The 16,852-nt window shown below is 38.2% G+C and carries 15 protein-coding genes and 1 other RNA gene; 10 read left to right on the top strand and 6 right to left on the bottom strand.

Going from position 1 to position 16,852, the window contains the following annotated elements:
* The first annotated feature begins 20 nt into the window (after positions 1-20).
* From aroC to R2R28_RS12945, 3 genes are all read left to right on the top strand, one after another.
* Positions 21-1,118 (top strand): chorismate synthase, encoded by a 1,098-nt coding sequence (aroC, locus tag R2R28_RS12955; protein WP_316826113.1) that lies wholly within the window; start codon positions 21-23, stop codon positions 1,116-1,118.
* A gap of 2 nt (positions 1,119-1,120) precedes the next feature.
* Positions 1,121-1,729 carry a DUF1684 domain-containing protein gene (locus tag R2R28_RS12950; protein WP_316826112.1) on the top strand — a complete coding sequence of 203 codons (609 nt, stop codon included), beginning with the start codon at positions 1,121-1,123 and terminating at the stop codon, positions 1,727-1,729.
* A gap of 125 nt (positions 1,730-1,854) precedes the next feature.
* Positions 1,855-2,610, top strand: a complete 756-nt coding sequence (locus R2R28_RS12945; RefSeq protein WP_316826111.1) for a LytTR family DNA-binding domain-containing protein — start codon at positions 1,855-1,857, stop codon at positions 2,608-2,610.
* Here the strand turns inward: R2R28_RS12945 and R2R28_RS12940 are convergent, their stop codons facing one another.
* Together R2R28_RS12940 and R2R28_RS12935 are read right to left on the bottom strand one after the other, a co-directional pair.
* Entirely contained in the window at positions 2,611-4,854 is a 2,244-nt protein-coding gene (locus R2R28_RS12940) for a tetratricopeptide repeat-containing sensor histidine kinase (RefSeq protein ID WP_316826110.1), read from the bottom strand.
* Between the two features lie 346 nt (positions 4,855-5,200).
* On the bottom strand, positions 5,201-7,621 hold the full coding sequence (locus R2R28_RS12935; RefSeq protein ID WP_316826109.1) for a thiamine pyrophosphate-dependent enzyme: 2,421 nt from the start codon (positions 7,619-7,621) through the stop codon (positions 5,201-5,203).
* Between the two features lie 171 nt (positions 7,622-7,792).
* Between R2R28_RS12935 and R2R28_RS12930 the strand changes: the two genes are divergently transcribed.
* The 7 genes from R2R28_RS12930 (at position 7,793) to R2R28_RS12900 (ending at position 13,234) form a co-directional block, all read left to right on the top strand.
* Positions 7,793-8,185, top strand: coding sequence for a DUF1573 domain-containing protein (locus tag R2R28_RS12930; protein WP_025142781.1), 393 nt, complete (start codon positions 7,793-7,795; stop codon positions 8,183-8,185).
* A gap of 62 nt (positions 8,186-8,247) precedes the next feature.
* The gene (locus R2R28_RS12925) at positions 8,248-9,447 is read left to right on the top strand and encodes a pyridoxal phosphate-dependent aminotransferase (RefSeq protein WP_316826108.1); all 1,200 of its coding nucleotides are present in this window, start codon (positions 8,248-8,250) and stop codon (positions 9,445-9,447) included.
* 125 nt (positions 9,448-9,572) lie between these two features.
* Positions 9,573-9,939, top strand: a transfer-messenger RNA (tmRNA) gene (gene ssrA / locus R2R28_RS12920).
* A 259-nt stretch (positions 9,940-10,198) separates the two neighbouring features.
* Positions 10,199-11,455, top strand: coding sequence for a site-specific integrase (locus tag R2R28_RS12915; protein WP_316826107.1), 1,257 nt, complete (start codon positions 10,199-10,201; stop codon positions 11,453-11,455).
* Positions 11,456-12,001, top strand: a complete 546-nt coding sequence (locus R2R28_RS12910; RefSeq protein ID WP_316826106.1) for an ORF6N domain-containing protein — start codon at positions 11,456-11,458, stop codon at positions 11,999-12,001. It abuts the gene before it with no gap.
* A 96-nt stretch (positions 12,002-12,097) separates the two neighbouring features.
* On the top strand, positions 12,098-12,838 hold the full coding sequence (locus tag R2R28_RS12905; RefSeq protein ID WP_316826105.1) for a hypothetical protein: 741 nt from the start codon (positions 12,098-12,100) through the stop codon (positions 12,836-12,838).
* Between the two features lie 99 nt (positions 12,839-12,937).
* Entirely contained in the window at positions 12,938-13,234 is a 297-nt protein-coding gene (locus R2R28_RS12900) for a helix-turn-helix domain-containing protein (RefSeq protein ID WP_316826104.1), read from the top strand.
* A 392-nt stretch (positions 13,235-13,626) separates the two neighbouring features.
* On the opposite strand, the gene R2R28_RS12895 is transcribed toward R2R28_RS12900, so the two are convergent.
* The 4 genes from R2R28_RS12895 to R2R28_RS12880 form a co-directional block, all read right to left on the bottom strand.
* Entirely contained in the window at positions 13,627-13,761 is a 135-nt protein-coding gene (locus R2R28_RS12895) for a hypothetical protein (protein ID WP_316826103.1), read from the bottom strand.
* 620 nt (positions 13,762-14,381) lie between these two features.
* The gene (locus R2R28_RS12890; RefSeq protein WP_316826102.1) at positions 14,382-15,170 is read right to left on the bottom strand and encodes a PRTRC system ThiF family protein; all 789 of its coding nucleotides are present in this window, start codon (positions 15,168-15,170) and stop codon (positions 14,382-14,384) included.
* Positions 15,167-15,880 (bottom strand): PRTRC system protein B, encoded by a 714-nt coding sequence (locus R2R28_RS12885; RefSeq protein WP_316826101.1) that lies wholly within the window; start codon positions 15,878-15,880, stop codon positions 15,167-15,169. Before R2R28_RS12885 ends, R2R28_RS12890 begins: the two co-directional genes overlap by 4 nt.
* Positions 15,861-16,802: a hypothetical protein gene (locus tag R2R28_RS12880; RefSeq protein ID WP_316826100.1), complete on the bottom strand. Its 942-nt coding sequence runs from the start codon at positions 16,800-16,802 to the stop codon at positions 15,861-15,863. The genes R2R28_RS12885 and R2R28_RS12880 overlap by 20 nt, the downstream gene beginning before the upstream one ends.
* Positions 16,803-16,852 lie beyond the last annotated feature (50 nt).

The following is a 16,852-nucleotide window of genomic DNA, read 5'->3' as shown; positions in this document are numbered from 1 at the left end:
AAATCTAACATCTAAATAATATGGCAGGCAACTCATTCGGACAATTATTTCGCATTACTACTTTTGGCGAATCTCATGGTGTAGCCATTGGGGTAATTATTGATGGCTGTCCGGCGCAATTGGATATCGATATGGATTTTATCCAGTCAGAATTGGACAAACGCAAACCGGGTCAATCTAAAATTACCACGCAAAGAAAAGAAAGCGATACCGTTCAGGTTTTGTCGGGTGTTTTTGAAGGGAAAAGTACAGGTACTCCTATTGCACTTTTAATCCCGAATGAAGATCAACGTTCGAAAGATTACGGTCATAACGTTGATGTATACCGCCCCAGCCATGCCGATTACGTTTATGATGCAAAATATGGCATCCGTGATCACCGTGGTGGTGGCCGTTCTTCTGCACGCGAAACGGCAGCCCGCGTAGCCGCAGGAGCCATTGCTAAATTATTTTTAAAACAACAGGGCATCGAAATCTTTGCACATGTAACTTCGGTAGGTACGATTGAAGCACCTAATTTAGAAAGCAACGATTTATCAGCATTGTTGGCTATAAGAGAAGAAAATATTGTACGCTGCGCAGATCCGGCAACCGCACACGAAATGATTGAATTTATCGATTCGGTAAGAAAAGATGGTGATACAGTTGGGGGTAAAATTGGCTGCGTAGTAAAAGGCTGTCCGGCGGGTTTAGGCGAACCTGTTTTCGATAAACTACATGCCGATTTAGGCAAGGCCATGCTGAGCATTAATGCTGTACACGGTTTCGAATATGGCTCTGGTTTTGCGGGGAGCGAACTGCGTGGATCACAACACAATGATATTCCTCAACCCAAAGCTGCCGATGCTAAAGTATTTAAAACCACCACCAATTATGCAGGCGGCATTTTAGGTGGTATTTCTAATGGAATGGATATTACCTTCAAAGTAGCTTTTAAACCCGTTGCCACCATTATGCACAACCAGCAAACCATTAATACCGCAGGCGAAGCGTCAGAAATTAAAGGAAAAGGCAGGCACGACCCATGTGTGGTACCAAGAGCTGTAGTAATTGTTGAGGCCATGGCTGCACTGGTTTTAGCCGATCAGTTTTTAAGGAATAAGGCTAGCGTAATTTAAACATGAGAATCATCACTTTTCTATTTCTGTTGGTCAGCATCAACACTTTTGCCCAAAGCTTTTCAGCACAAATTGCCAAACACCGTGAGGCGTATAAAGCAGATTTTATAAAAGACAGCCGATCGCCATTAAAGAAAGATGATTTACAAAATCTTCATTTTTACGATGCGGATAGCACTTATAAAGTTATTGCCGAAGTAGTATTACTTAAAAACGAAAAGGTGTTTAAAATGCCAACCTTTAATGGCAGCAGCAGCGATTATTACCGCTATGCGCATATAAATTTCAGCTTGAACGGCAAAGCTATCCAAATGACATTGTACAGGAGTGTTTCGTTATCCAGTAATCCCGTTTATAAAGATCACCTCTTTTTACCTTTTACTGACGAGACCAATAATAAAGAAACTTATGGCGGGGGCCGCTATATTGATCTCGATGCAAAAGAAATCAAAGATAACCACTTCGAAGTTGACTTTAATAAGGCTTATAACCCTTATTGTGCCTATAGCGATGGCTATCGTTGCCCGGTACCACCAGAAGAAAACGATCTGCAATTAACAATAAAGGCCGGAGAGAAATCTTACACAGGCGAAAAGAAACATAAAAATTAAGCACCAAAGTTAAGTTTTATTAAAAAAACATAGCCTGAATTGTATTATAATCACATTTTAGCGTAAATTAGGAACATCAAATTCATCCGCCTGTTCTTTAAATAACTTAATTCCCCCATCCATAAATGACGTATAGCTGCATAATTGTTGATGATAACGAAATTGAAAGAGATGCAATAGAAATGCACCTCAAAAAAATCCCTTCATTAAACATTTTAGCGGTTTGTAGTAATGGTATCGAGGCATCGCAGTTATTGGCTACAACCCCTGTAGATATCGTTTTTTCAGATATTGATATGCCCGAACTTTCAGGAATGGAGCTGTTAAAAAGCCTCAAAAAACAACCTTTATTTATATTCATCACTTCTTTTACTGAATATGCAGCAGAAAGCTTTAACCTGGATGCTTTAGATTTTATTGTAAAACCGGCAACTTTCGAAAGGATATTAAAGGCTACAAATAAAGCCATCGAATACCTTGAACTGAAAAAACTGATTGGCAAAGAACCTCAGCCTATAGATAAATCTACCAATGAGGAAGGTGACGATCATTTCTTTTTCAGGGAAACCAAAGGAATTACCAAATTAAAATATGATGATGTGATCTACATCGAAAGCATGGGCGATTTTTCTAAATTATTTACCAGTACCGATAAACACATCATCCTGGTTAGTTTGAAAAATCTGGAGAAACAATTACCTGCTAAAATATTTTCGAGGGTACACAAACAATATATTATCAATATCAACCATATTGCTACCCTAACCAATCACGAAGTACATTTAGAACACAATTTTATTGTGCCTATAAGTGCTTCAAACAGGCAGGAATTGCTTGAAAAGGCGATTGATAAAAAAATCCTTTCGAGGTTTTTAAAATAATCATTTTTTCAATATGATGGCAAAACAAGTACCGCCGGTGGGGTTAGCACTAACGTTGATATGCCCATCCATTAAACCAACAAAAGTTCTGCAAAGCAGTAAACCTAAACCAGTACCCTTTTCTTTATTGGTACCCAGGGTGCTTACACCAGCCCCAAGGTAACCCGGTTTATTAAAATGGTTCAACCGAACCGGATCTAAGCCAACACCGGTATCAGAAATTTTAATTTCCTGGTAATCGCTTAAATCCGTCGAACTGATTTCGACCAAACCTCCTTCAGGGGTAAATTTAATGGCATTACTTACCAAATTACGGATTACCAGGCTCAACATATTCTCGTCGGCCTTACAGAAAGTTTTGTCAGGGATTAAATTTTTGATACTGATCTGTTTCTGGTCTGCACCATCTTGTAAAGATTGGATAACTTCTCCCGTTACCTGCTGAATGTCTAATGATTCCAGGTATGGATTAAAACCTTGCATCTGGCTTGCTGCCCAATTCAGTAGGTTTTCCATCATGGTTGAGGTGTAAGTAAGGTTATTTTTTAAGGATGCAGCATATCGCTTTAATTTCTCCTGTTCAATATTACCACCTTCCAGCAGTTGCATAAATGAGATCAGCGAATTTACAGGTGTTCGCATATCATGGCTCACTACGCTAAAAATACGGTCTTTAACCTTACTTAACTGCTCTAATTCTCTTTTCTGATTGTTGATGATCTTATTTAACCTTGTTGTTTTTCGCTGGTTCAAAAAGATAACAACTGCAATAATCAGGATCAAGATTGTAGCAATACTTAAAAATATTTTGATGCGTCCGTCAAATTTAATCTGCTGATCTTGTTTACTAATTTGCTTATCCTTTATACTGGCTGCAATCTGTGCTTCATATTTAGCCTTGGTAAATTTACCTTCCTGTGCCAAACGCTGGATATCGAGATCGGCTTTCGCCTTTTGAAAAGTTAAAAGATTTAAAGCCTTTTCTTTATCACTTAAAGCCAGCTCTTGCCTTTTTAAAATCAGTTCCTGCTGTTGCCTTTTTAATTCCCCTTCAGTAAGTTTTTGTTTTAATAAATAATCGCGCTCCTTTACATTAAAATCAAGCTGCATTTGTCTTCTGGTGATTTCTTTTTCCTTATCCTCATTAAAAATTTTATCCCTTGCCGCAATATACTGCCTGTAATAAGCTAATGCCTTGTTATAATTCTTTTCTTTTTCATAAACGGTGCTCAAACCCAGGTTAGCATTCCTTTCTATATCCAAAAACCTATTTTCTTCAGCAATTTTCAAACTGTTGTTCAATAAGGACGTGGCGTTTTCAAAGTCGTTTTCCTTTTGATAGAAATTACCCAATGCATATAAAGTAGAGGCATATGCTTCTTTATCATCACCTGTTTTACTTAGTTCAATCGATTTTTGATAAGATTTAAGTGCAGCATCTTTTTGCCCGATAGAACTGTAAAGATCGGCCAAATCTCGTTTTGCCGTTGCCACAATCCCTTTATCATCAATAATTTCTGCTACTTTTAACGATTTGTTGTAATACTCCAGTGCCAGTTTAATTTTTTGGCTGGGCAAAACCTTCATTTCCATTAATTCCCGGTCAGAAGCTTCGAAATAATTGTTACCAATTAAACCATAAACAACAGCCACACCCCTCGTATTTTCTCCATCTTTTGCAAATACTTTCAAAGCCATATTCATATATACCAAAGCCTGACTTTGGTTGCCTAAACGTTGATAAATGGTAGAAACATTGGTATAGCAACTGGCCATATCTACTTCGTTCCCCATCTTTTCGTAGATCGAGATGGCTTTTTGATTTACGTCTAAAGATTTTACATAATCAGGAATACTTCCATAAAGTGCACCAAGATTGAGGTAAGTACCTGCTTCCATATCAAGGTTACCAATTGAAGAAAATTCGGCAACTGCTGTTAAATAATTAACTTCTGCTTTTTGGTAATCAGAACGGCCATGATACATCAAAGCCCTACGATAATAGGCCATTGCAGAAAATTTTTTCAGATTTTTTTCATGCGAAAGCTGAATGGTTTTGTCTAGATAATCTTCCGCCTTATCAATATTTCGCATTCTCATGTACTGGCGATACACTTCTGTTAATATTTTAATCTTTGTCGAATCAGTTTTCTGGTTCTTCTGATTAAGGCTTAACAGGCTGTCGAGTTTTTTTTGAGGGGCATTTACCTGAGCAAAACCAGCCGTATAGAAAAGTAAAAACATTAAAAACACAGTGCTTACTTTAAAAAAATAAACACAGCTACACCTCTGTTTTTCAATAATATCCCGCCTCAATCCCTGATAAAATTTAATCATTCATGTTATCAGAAAATGCGCACGAAAAACTTCGAAAACTATGGTGTTTCACAAGTGGGATGATATAAAACATATCGAAATAAAAAAAATTGTTTGGTTTATAAATGTATATAAAAATTCTATTACTCAGTAACCGAATTTTTACCTGATAAAATAAAAAAACAAGATTATTTACTTCTTTTAAGAGTAGACCGATAAAAGCATTTATAAAACACTATTTTACAACACCTTACGCAAAACGAATATCCTTTAATTAAAAGAGTGCAGGATATTTTGTTGGATTCGCATCATGCATCATCTGGTAAATCACCTCAATCACATCATCAACAGATGGTTTACTGAAATAATCGCCATCCGAGCCAAATGGTGGACGGTGTGCTTTTGCCGATAAGGTTTTTGGTTGTCCATCCAGATGGAAATATCCTTTTTGTTCTTCTACAACCTTTTGCAGGATATAAGCAGAAGCACCACCAGGCACATCCTCATCTACAACCAGTAATTTATTGGTTTTTGAAAGAGAATTCACACAAACATGGTTAATATCAAAAGGTAAAAGGGTTTGCGGATCAATAATTTCGACTGAAATACCTAAAAGAGCCAGTTCTTCTGCAGCTTCCTGCACAATCCTTAGCGATGAACCATATGAAACCACCGTTATATCCGTTCCTTCTTCTAAAACCTCCGCTTTTCCTAAAGGCACAGTAAAATCGCCGACATTGGTTGGTAACTTTTCTTTTAAACGGTAGCCGTTTAAACATTCGATTACTACTGCCGGTTCATCAGCCCTGAAAAGCGTATTGTACATTCCTGCTGCCTGGGTCATGTTTCGGGGTACACAAAGGTGCATCCCTCTTAAAGAACCCAAAAGCATGCTAATTGGAGAGCCTGAGTGCCAGATACCTTCTAAGCGGTGGCCACGTGTACGCACAATAACCGGCGCTTTTTGAATACCTTTGGTGCGGTAAGCAAGTGAAGCCAAATCATCACTCAGCACATTAAGGGCAAATATCAAATAATCAAGGTATTGTATTTCGGCAATAGGTTTTAAACCACGCATAGCCAAACCAATTCCCTGCCCCATGATGGTCATTTCCCTGATTCCGGTATCCGTAATTCTTAGTTCGCCGTACTTGGCCTGTAAACCTGCAAAACCCTGATTTACATCACCAATATTACCTAAATCTTCGCCAAAAGCAACCAAACGCTGATCGCGGGCAAAATTTTCGTTAAAACAGGCATTAAGCACTTCCCTACCATCAACCATTTTAGAAAGTTCATCGTATTCAGGATCGACAACGGCAATTTTGGAAGGACTTTCTTTGCCATCGGTATGTAATTTAGAATTGTACCTGTCGTAATTATGTCCCTCCTGCTCTTTGTACCAGGCTAAGAGTTCATTACGTTCAGGAGAACCTGTGCCGGTCGAAATGCGTATGGCTTTACGTACTGCCACAAAAACTTCTCTTCGTTGAGCATCGGCAATTGAAGCCAGGTTAGCTGCAATTTTAGCCAGTTCGGGTTGGTGTTTTGCTACACCATTAATCAGGTCGATGGCTTGTTTTTGTTCAGGTTTGATACTGTCCAGAAATTCATTCCATGCTTCTTTTTGAGCATTGCGCACAAAAATCTTTGCTTCTTTTTCGATTTCTGCAATTTCATCTTCTGTGGCAACGGCCGAATCGAGCATCCAGGCACGCATTTTCAGGATACAATCATGCTCAGCTTCCCAGGTAAGGCGATCTTTAGATTTATACCTTTCGTGAGAACCAGAAGTTGAATGTCCTTGAGGTTGAGTCAGTTCCGTAACATGAATTAACACCGGAACATGTTCGTCTCTGCAAACATTAATGGCTTTTTCATACACTTCGCACAAAGCGGGATAGTCCCAGCCTTTTACTTTATATATTTCATATCCGGGTTTTTCATGCTCGCGCTGAAATCCTTTTAAAACTTCCGAAATATCTTCTTTTGTAGTTTGATATTTTGCCGGCACGGAGATTCCATAAGCATCATCCCAAATGGAAATCGCCATTGGAATTTGTAAAACACCCGCAGCATTAATCGCTTCGAAAAACACCCCTTCTGAAGTAGAAGCATTGCCAATGGTACCAAAAGCAACTTCATTTCCATTAACAGAAAAATGTTTTAAATAATCAAGTTCCCGATTTTCCCTGAATAACTTAGAGGCATAAGCCAAACCAACCAAACGGGCCATCTGCCCTCCTGTTGGTGAAATATCCGACGAACAGTTTTTGATTTGTGTAAGGTCGTTCCAGCTGCCATCTTCGTTAACCGATTTGGTCGCAAAATGACAGTTCATTTGCCTACCGCCCGAAAATGGATCGGCCCCATTGGTGGGATTTGCATACAATTGTGCAAAAAACTCTTTTATTGTAGAAATGCCTGTTGCAAAGGCAAAAGTCTGATCCCGGTAATAACCCGAACGCCAGTCGCCATTCTTAAAAGCTTTCGCCATGGCAATTTGTGGCACCTCTTTACCATCCCCAAAAATACCAAATTTAGCCTTCCCTGTTAATACTTCCCTCCTACCTAAAACACTGGCCTGCCTACTCTCAAAGGCCGTTTTATAGTCACTTTTAACAATTGATTTAAAATCATTAAAACTCAGTTCAGAAGCACTAATAGCGTTGGTCATCAATTTTTCATTCGGCATAGTAATCAAAGATTGGTTGCGGCAAATATATACAAAATTAAAAGTTTGCCTTTATCCTTGATTGTAAAATTATATATGGAATTGTAAAATAATATTTGGAATAGTTTTTGTTTTACATTGAAAACATTAAATTTGTTTTAGATATTTAAAAAAAAATTACACCCAAATAACATGAAAAAGATCTTAGTATTATTCGCTTTTGTTTTAGGTTTCGGGATTGCTGCAAATGCACAAGCTAAACCTGCTGAGTTTAAATTTGAAACTGAAACGCATGATTTCGGTAAAATTGTTTTAAACAAACCAGTAACTTACGATTTTAAATACACCAATGTTGGCGAGGAGCCATTAATTATTACCAAAGCTGAAGCAAGCTGTGGTTGTACTGTACCAAAATACACTTCTACTCCACTGAAAAAAGGTGAAACTGGTGTAATTTCAGTAACTTTTAATGCTGCTGCTGGTCCATCTACTTTCTCTAAAGCAGTTACCATCACTTCAAACGCTAAAACACCAATTAAGGTGCTTTATATTAAAGGTGAAACTGTAGCTGCCGCTTCAAAGTAATTTTTTAACCGATAATATTTAAAAAGTCCCGATTTTCATCGGGACTTTTTTATTTTTGTACCATGCCAAAAATTTCACAAAAAGGTGTGCAGATGCCTGCATCTCCGATCAGAAAATTAACTCCATTTGCAGATCAAGCTAAAAAAGATGGTAAAAAAGTATACCATTTAAATATTGGTCAGCCCGATATAGAAACCCCTGAAGGGATGCTGAATGCCATTAAAAACATTGATTTTAATGTTTGGGCCTACACACCATCAGAAGGTACGCTTGCTTACCGTTTAAAACTTACCGAATATTATAATAAACTGGGGTATAACATTACACCAGAAAACATATTGGTTACTGTTGGTGGCTCTGAAGCGATTACCATTGCCATGCAGACTTGTGTAAACGAAGGCGACGAAATTATTATTCCTGAACCTTTTTACGCTAATTACAATGGTTTTGCCTGTATGAGTAATGTGGTGGTAAAACCGATCCTTTCGTACATCGAAAATGGTTTTGCCCTGCCTCCTATTGCTGAATTTGAAAAACTAATTACTGAAAAAACCAAAGCAATTATTATTTGTAACCCAAATAATCCAACCGGTTATTTATACTCGAGAGAAGAATTAGAGGCTTTAAAAACACTTTGTGTAAAATACGACCTGTTTTTATTCTCGGATGAAGCTTACCGAGAGTTCTGTTATGACGGCAGGGAATTTATTTCTCCAATGCACCTGGATGGGCTTGACGAAAATGTGGTGATTATGGATACGGTTTCTAAACGTTACAGTGCTTGTGGTGCACGTTTGGGCTGTTTAATTACCAAAAATAAAGAAGTTATTGCTTCGGGATTAAAATTTGCACAGGCCAGGTTAAGTCCGGGTATGGTTGAGCAAATTGCCGGAGCCGCCGCCGTAGATACGCCAGATAGCTATTTCGAGAAAGTAAATACGGAATATACCTTACGCCGAGATACCCTGGTTGGAAGGTTAAACACGATTGACGGTGTTTTCTGTCCGAACCCGGGTGGTGCATTTTACGTGGTGGCAAAATTTCCGATTGATGATGCTGATAAATTCTGTCAGTGGATTTTAGAAGAGTTCGATCACGAAAATCAGACGGTGATGATGGCGCCTGCAACAGGTTTCTACTCTACTCCAGGTTCGGGTAAAAATGAGGTACGTATGGCCTATGTTTTAAATACCGACGATTTACATGCGGCAATGGATTGTTTGGAAGTAGCGTTGCAACAATATCCGGGAAGAACAATTTAATTTTCAGTTCGCAATTTTCAGTTTTAGATGCCAAATATTAGTTTACAGCTACTATTTGGCATTTTATTTGTATATTTGCTGTTCGGTTTGCAAACTGATTACTCAAAACTGCAAACTGAAAACCTGGGGCCGTTCTTGGATTTGACAGGGTGGCGAAGGTTATGTTAGCATGCAGTGCGTTGTTCGGAGAGCACTTAAAGTGAACGATCACATTTTAGTTGGCGAAAATACTTACGCCTTAGCTGCCTAGTTTAGAACTAGCTTAGCTTTTGTCCCTCTAACTGCTGCATTGTTGGGTTAGAATCCGGGGCATCGAAACAACAAAGCTGGCTTTAAGGAGATGCGACTTAAAGTGAGATAAAGTATCTAAGGATATAAATAAGGTCGGTTTTCAGCCCGCTTATGTCCCGAAAATCAATTGAAAAATAAGCATGTAGAAGGTATAATTTATCTCACAACTGGACAAGGGTTCGACTCCCTTCGGCTCCACTGGAATCAGTAACAAAAATCACCAAACAACACTAAAAGCCTGCAAATCAACGATTTGCAGGCTTTTGTTTTTTGGGAAATAATGGCTTTTTTGACCAAATAACGCATATGCGAGGTGCGTCATTCGGTGCGTCAGACTACGAAAGTTTCGGACGCACCGAATTTGATATTAACTAACTGAATATCAACTAGTTTACCACGTACACATCTTGACTTTTTTTGACTGCAATCTTAAGTTTAAAACACTTTTAAGATTACAATTATGAAAAGAAATTTCAGTTTAATTTTCTTTCTGAAGAAAGGAAAAACAGACCAAAAAGACACCTCATCGATCTACATTCGGATCACTGTTGAGAAAAAAAGAGCAGAAGTTGCCACGGGAAAACAGTGTTTAGACATTGACTGGGACAATGGAAAAGTCAGAAAAAGCTCGTCAGCAGCAAAAAGTATCAACCCTTTTTTAAAGCAACTTGAGCTAAAAGTCCACGATGCCCAGAGAAAACTTATGATGGCGGATGAAGATGCTACGGCACTCAATCTGATGGATGAACTCTTGGGCAGAAGCTATAAGGTTAGAAAATTGACGGAGGTTTTTGAAGACCATAATGATAGAATGAAGGCTTTAGTTGGAAGTGAGTTTTCAAAGATGACATTACTAAGATATCAGACAGCCCTCCGCCATATTAGACAGTTTCTTAAAGAAAAATATAACACTACAGATATTGACATTAAAAAAATCAATCACACCTTTTTAACCGATTATGATTTTTTTCTTAGAACTGTAAGAAAATGCGCCAACAATTCAGCCGTCAAGTATATTAAAAATCTCAAAAAAATTATTAAAATATGCTTGGCACATGGATGGATCATTAAAGATCCGTTTGCGAATTTTAAAGCTACAGTCAAGGTAATAGATCGTATTTGCCTGAATGAACAAGAGGTTAAAGTCCTCGAACAAAAATATATTAGTAATGAACGACTTGCAAGGGTGAAGGATATTTTTCTATTTAGCTGTTATACCGGACTGGCCTATATTGACATATATCAGTTAAAAAAATCTGAGGTCATAGTAGGAAATAACGGTGACCGATGGATAATATCCAACCGCCAAAAAACAGGTACACCAACAAGAATTCCATTACTGCCAAACGCAGTATTAATTCTGGATAAGTATGCTGACCATCCTATTTGCTGTGATTCAGATAAAATGTTTCCGGTGAGCTCGAACCAAAAAATGAATTCCTATTTAAAGGAGATTGCCGATCTGTGTGCTTTTAATATTCCGCTAACCTACCATCTTGCCCGACATACTTTTGCAACAACTATCACACTATTGAACGATGTACCTATTGAAACTGTCAGTAAGATGCTGGGGCACAAGGATCTTAAGACAACGCAGCATTATGCAAAAGTAATGGACAGAAAAGTGGATAATGACATGGCCATTCTCAAACAAAAGATCACTGAATTCAAACCAATTCAGAATTCAACAAAATATAATTACACAATAACAAAGTAAATGGAAACAAAAGAAATTAACCCGTCTGTTACCGAAGCAATGGTGACAGGCAAAATTTATCATATAAGAGATCAAAAAGTAATGCTGGACAGTGATCTATCTGATCTTTACCAGGTCGAGACCAAACAGTTAAAACGGCAGGTAAAAAGAAACCTGCTCAGATTCCCAGCGGATTTTATGTTTGAACTCAGTGATGAGGAACAGAAAATCCTAAGGAGCCAATTTGGCACCTTAGGACATGGAAAGTATTCAAAATATGGGATTATGGCCTTTACAGAGCAGGGCGTTGCAATGCTTTCAAGCGTATTGAGCAGTGAAAGGGCAATTCTGGTAAACATTGAGATTATACGGACTTTCACAAAGATCCGAGCTGCCTTGGTTGAATCAAACTCATTGAGATCTGATGTGGAAAGAATCAAAAACAGGCTGAATGACCATGATAAAAATCTCGAGATCGTCTTCAATTATCTGGATGAACTCATCATATCAAGGGAAAACGAAAAAGAGCCAAGAAAAAGAATTGGTTTCAAACCGGATTTTATATAGCATTCAATAAACTTAAATGGGCTGAGATTGCAAAAATTCTGTATTGGGTCCATTTTTGTTTAAATTTATTAAACAGTTACACATAGCATTACTCATATGAGAAAGGACCTTTTTAAATTCCGGGGAAGATTTGACTTTTCCCCAAATCCGCTTGAGATTGGAAGACCGGTTTTCAGAGATGAGGGTTCAGCAGATAATTTTTTTCTGCTGAAGATGTATAGCCTTCCAGAAAGTTCGTACGATGAGTTTTATAATTTTCATCTCAGACATTTTATTGGAAAGCATCCCGACCAGGAAAAGTTTTTTTACAACTCAGTATTTGAAATCCTATCGGTTAGAATCAATTACTACCAAAGGATAGATCCGTTTTCCAAAAAACACCCGATACACCTGGAATACCTGGCTTCACTTTCCGCTTTTAAAAAATCTATTTTAAAGAACGATAAATGGAGCAATTCACTGGCCATCGATAGGATACTTGGGGAAAAACATTCAGAAAATGAAGAATTAAAATTAAGGATTATTGAATTGGAAGCCCAGATCAGGCAGTTTCAACAGTTTGAACCTAGTGAAAAAATAAGCATTACTAAGGGAAGTCTTGCGACTTTTATGGATATTCTACGCCAGTTTCAATCATTGCAGCACCCCAGCGGATCAAAAATCCTAACGTTTCAGGGATATAGTTCCTGGTATAAACTGATCTCAAAGTACTTTGTGCACGGGGACAAGGACATTCCAATGGCAACCGCCCAGAATTATTTTTCTCCCGAATCTTCAATAAAATATACCGAAATATCACCCAAGGATAAAATCTTTGAGATTATTTCAAAAACTTAAACCGAAAAATGCCCAAATTTAAACTTTGGGCATTTTTTTTTTACCGCCAGCTCCTATGTTTACCGTAAAAAAAATAATAATGATCTAGGAGAAGAAAGTATGAATTTGGAAATCATAACAAAAGAGGATTTAGATAATTTTGGGAGAGAGCTGCTGATTGAAATCAGAAAAATTATTAGCATTGAAAAACCGGTTGAAAAAAAATACCTCAAGGGAAATGAGGTAAGAAAACTATTGGGTATATCCCAGGGCACCCTTCAAAACCTCAGGATCAATGGGATATTACCATTCTCAAAAATCGGAAGTATTTATTACTATCTTACCGTAACAGTAGAAAATTTATTGGACCGAAAATATAAAGATCTGAACAAAAAAAAGCCATCACTCCAAACTTAACCATTATGGCAAAAAACAAGATATTGGCCAGTTTATTTAGGGCAATCTGTGATGACCAAAGAATTACGACAATTCATTTCGGCCTTTTTACAGCGATTGCACTTTGTTGGGAACGTAACGGTTTTCAATATCCATTTAATATAAGCCGTCGCGAATTAATGGCGATCTGCAAAATTTGTTCTACCAGGACTTATCATAAATGCATTAAACAGCTTCATGAGTTTGAGTACATTAATTATTTCCCTTCTTATCATCCGGTTTTTGGGAGCACCATTTATTGGCATAAAAACTTCGAAGGAAAATCCAAAAAACTTTTCATAATGGATTTTAACTTCTAATGTTTTAGTATAAAAAAACCTTAATATTTTTACATATTAAGGTTTTTGTAATTCTTATCGATAAGTTATATGTTCTTCATCACCATTTTTCTTCACTTCCTTCGGGTGATTTCTCATTAAATACTTATATGCCAGCGTAGCAAAAGGTAGCAATCCAGCTATAATCCATCCAGCATCTTGTACATCCATACAATTCTAAATTATTTATTAGTTATTTAGTTAATTATTCCTCGTCCTTCACCAAATCCTTAAATACCCACAAGTGGATACTCGTAATAGAGAGCGCTATTAATTGGATAAACTAATCCAACAGCAGTCTACACAGCTTAGCTGATATCAATACATGAACACTTTACTTAATATTTATCTTCTCCGAGTGGAGGAAAATCAAAGTTCCGAAAATGGGGTGCTTTGATTAAGGCGTTTTAGAAATTTAGATACTTAATTACAATAAAGTTGAGAAAATTAATTGTCACTTCCTAATTTATTTTAACATTTTTTAACATTTCTATATATTTAATTAGTCGATTTACAAGCAGTTATGTGCAAATGTGTACTAGACAACTTTTGATCACTATTAGCCGCATAAAAAAACCGCGATGGAAAATTTGCATTTTTTTTCCGACATTAAAATCCATCAGCTAAAATTTCCGATTCCTGAGAGATTCTGCAAAAACCTGAATACGAGCTTCGGATTTTTTTTTGCAATCCTTAATCTACCTGCTTTTCTTTGTGGAGGCTGGGAGTCAGGAGAAGAGCAGGTAAAAAAAATTGGCGGCCGAAGCCCGCCAAACGATTTCGGCGGATTGCTACACTACAATAGGCTGCGTGCGGAAATCCCCAAGGTTCAAAAAGAATCCCCTGTATTGGATTATACCGTCACGGAACATTGTCCACAGCAAAGATGCACCTATATTGGCAAGTACAGGATTTATAAAAAGTTCCTGTTTATCCAGTGCCTCGGCAAGCGAACAGCTTGGCGTATCATCGCCCTGCTCAGAACTTGCAAGCAATTCGGCATATTCTGTTGTCAGTGAAGGGAGAGAATCAACGGTAGTATTTTTTTTGGATTCAGCCTGTTTGATCTTTCCGATTGTCGAAAGCACTACCTGTCCCGAATCTTTACTGTTACCAAAATCCATCAGGTACAGGCAACTGTCCCGATGATTGGCTTTGATGGCTTGCAGGGCAATTGTTTTTTCAATTGCTATTCTGGCTGAAAGGGTATCCACGCAGGAAATGGTCAGCTTTGCAGACCTGTTATTATCTTCGCTGCAAAAAGATTCAAAACGCTCTGGCACAGCTTTCCAGTTTGTCCCAAAGAAACAATTGTAGCGGTTAATTAAGACAACAGCTTTGTTCATACCGATTTCATATTCTGTAAAAAGCTGTCTTGCCAGGTTTGGCCGTTCAACGGTATCATCGTCAAAAACAGTGACCTGTAAGCCCGCATGGCCGAAAGCCCCGAGTGCAGCATTAATTTTTGCCAAGGCCGTCAGCATCTGACTTCCTGTACCACCTGCGCCAATAAGGTTGACAGAAATGGGGTTAGCAGGATTTAAAAAACTTGGATGAACGATGTGGACTCTTGTTTTCATGACAGCAGATCTTTGATGGTTTTAGGGTGTTTCTTTAAGATGTTCTTTGGAAAATCGTCCCCCGAAGAAATGAGTTTTTGCCAAAGGGGAACAATGTTAACCTTAACAGGAGAAACCTCTGTGAGCAGGTGGCTGAATGCCGAGCCAAAAAAATAGTTTTCCCAAGCTGAAATAAATGTCTCTAGGTCGCAATCAGTATCTATGTCTATATCTACATTCCCCATGCATACCCTGCCATCGGTATAGATATTAAAAAATGGTGCATAATATAAATTAGTCGATATTTCGGGTCTTTTGGATTCTTTTAAAGCCCATATTTCAAGTGAAGATACGGTGGCTTTCCATAAAAGCGGTGGCATTGAAGCCATTCCATCGGGGATGGTCAGTCCCGATTTAAAAATCAAATGTCTTTTCTTCACAGGCGTGTACCAAATCACAAAACCGTTCCGCTGCGAATTGATATAGATTACTTCCTCTCTGAGCAGTCCATTTGGCTGCAAAAACCCCTGTCTGTTTTCTTCGGACGTATTAAGAACATCGGCAAGCGACTGGCTCTCACGAACAGAAAGCGGGTGTGCATTTATAGGTGTTCCGCTTTTGCCTATGTCATAGCTTTCGATGTAAAATTCATCGCTGCCCTGCTGTTGGTAGAGCAAAAGTGCTTTGGCAGGAAGATAGGTTCTGGAGAATTTATCGGTTATGTTTTTCATGATTAAAATCGTTTAGGTTATCGGTTATCCCGTTCAGTAAATCAAAAAACCGAATTTCAAAAGTGTGGTCATGCGCCTGGGATAACTGTACGGTATCAAAAAACTGTATGGTTGCCGGCTCATCGATTTCGTTGTATTCCTGTAACTCATTATTTACTGTTTCCATTACCTGATCGTACAGGCAATCAGTAAAACTCCAAATAAAAGACAGGTAATTTTCAGCATATACCCTGCATGAATCATAGTTTTCATCTTGGTCAAAAAGACCCGTATCAATCCGATCTATGATCGAAAAGTTGGGGAAATCACAATACAGCGCATATGCCTGTTTAGCCAAAGCCAAAAGTTCTTGTTCGGTTTCAGAACAGGGGCGAAAACCGTTGAGGCGTTTTTCAAACTTTTGCAGGTGGACTTTTTTATTCAGCTTTTCAAGAAGCCACTTGCTGCGATGTCCCATCAGTTCGATGTGGCCGAGGATATACTGCTCCTCATTTTCGTCGTCGAAACATTCTTCTTCACTTGACCAGTCATAAATCATATCATAAACAGAAGACAGGTAGCTGCCCTGTTCACCGTGATAAGGGATTCCCCCGATCTGATAGAGGTAGGCTAAAACTGAAAGCAACAGTTCGGCTGTTTTTTTTCTTTTGTCATCCTGCAAAAGATCATACAAAGGCTCTACAGGCAGATAGTATAGCGTGGTTTTTGTATCAAAGGTCTTCTTTACCGATAAACAGGCCGCATGATCTTCATCATGCGCCACAATGAGTTCGAGGTTTTTATCTACTCCCTCAAGCTTCTGCTTTAAATCTTTAATTGACTTTGCTATATTTTCGGGATACACTGATAATGGAAAATTCGCAGGGGCTATCCCGTAGAAGCTGCACAGTTTTTCTGCAGAACTAAAAAATTCCCGTTCCACGCAAGCCCTGTTGCTGATCTCGACAGGATAGCCATTGATTACGGGGCTGA

It is taken from the genome of Pedobacter miscanthi (genome assembly GCF_032678605.1).
GTDB lineage: Bacteria > Bacteroidota > Bacteroidia > Sphingobacteriales > Sphingobacteriaceae > Pedobacter > Pedobacter miscanthi_A.
Note: the sequence above shows the minus strand (reverse complement) of the source record. Positions and strands in the feature narration are given on the sequence as shown.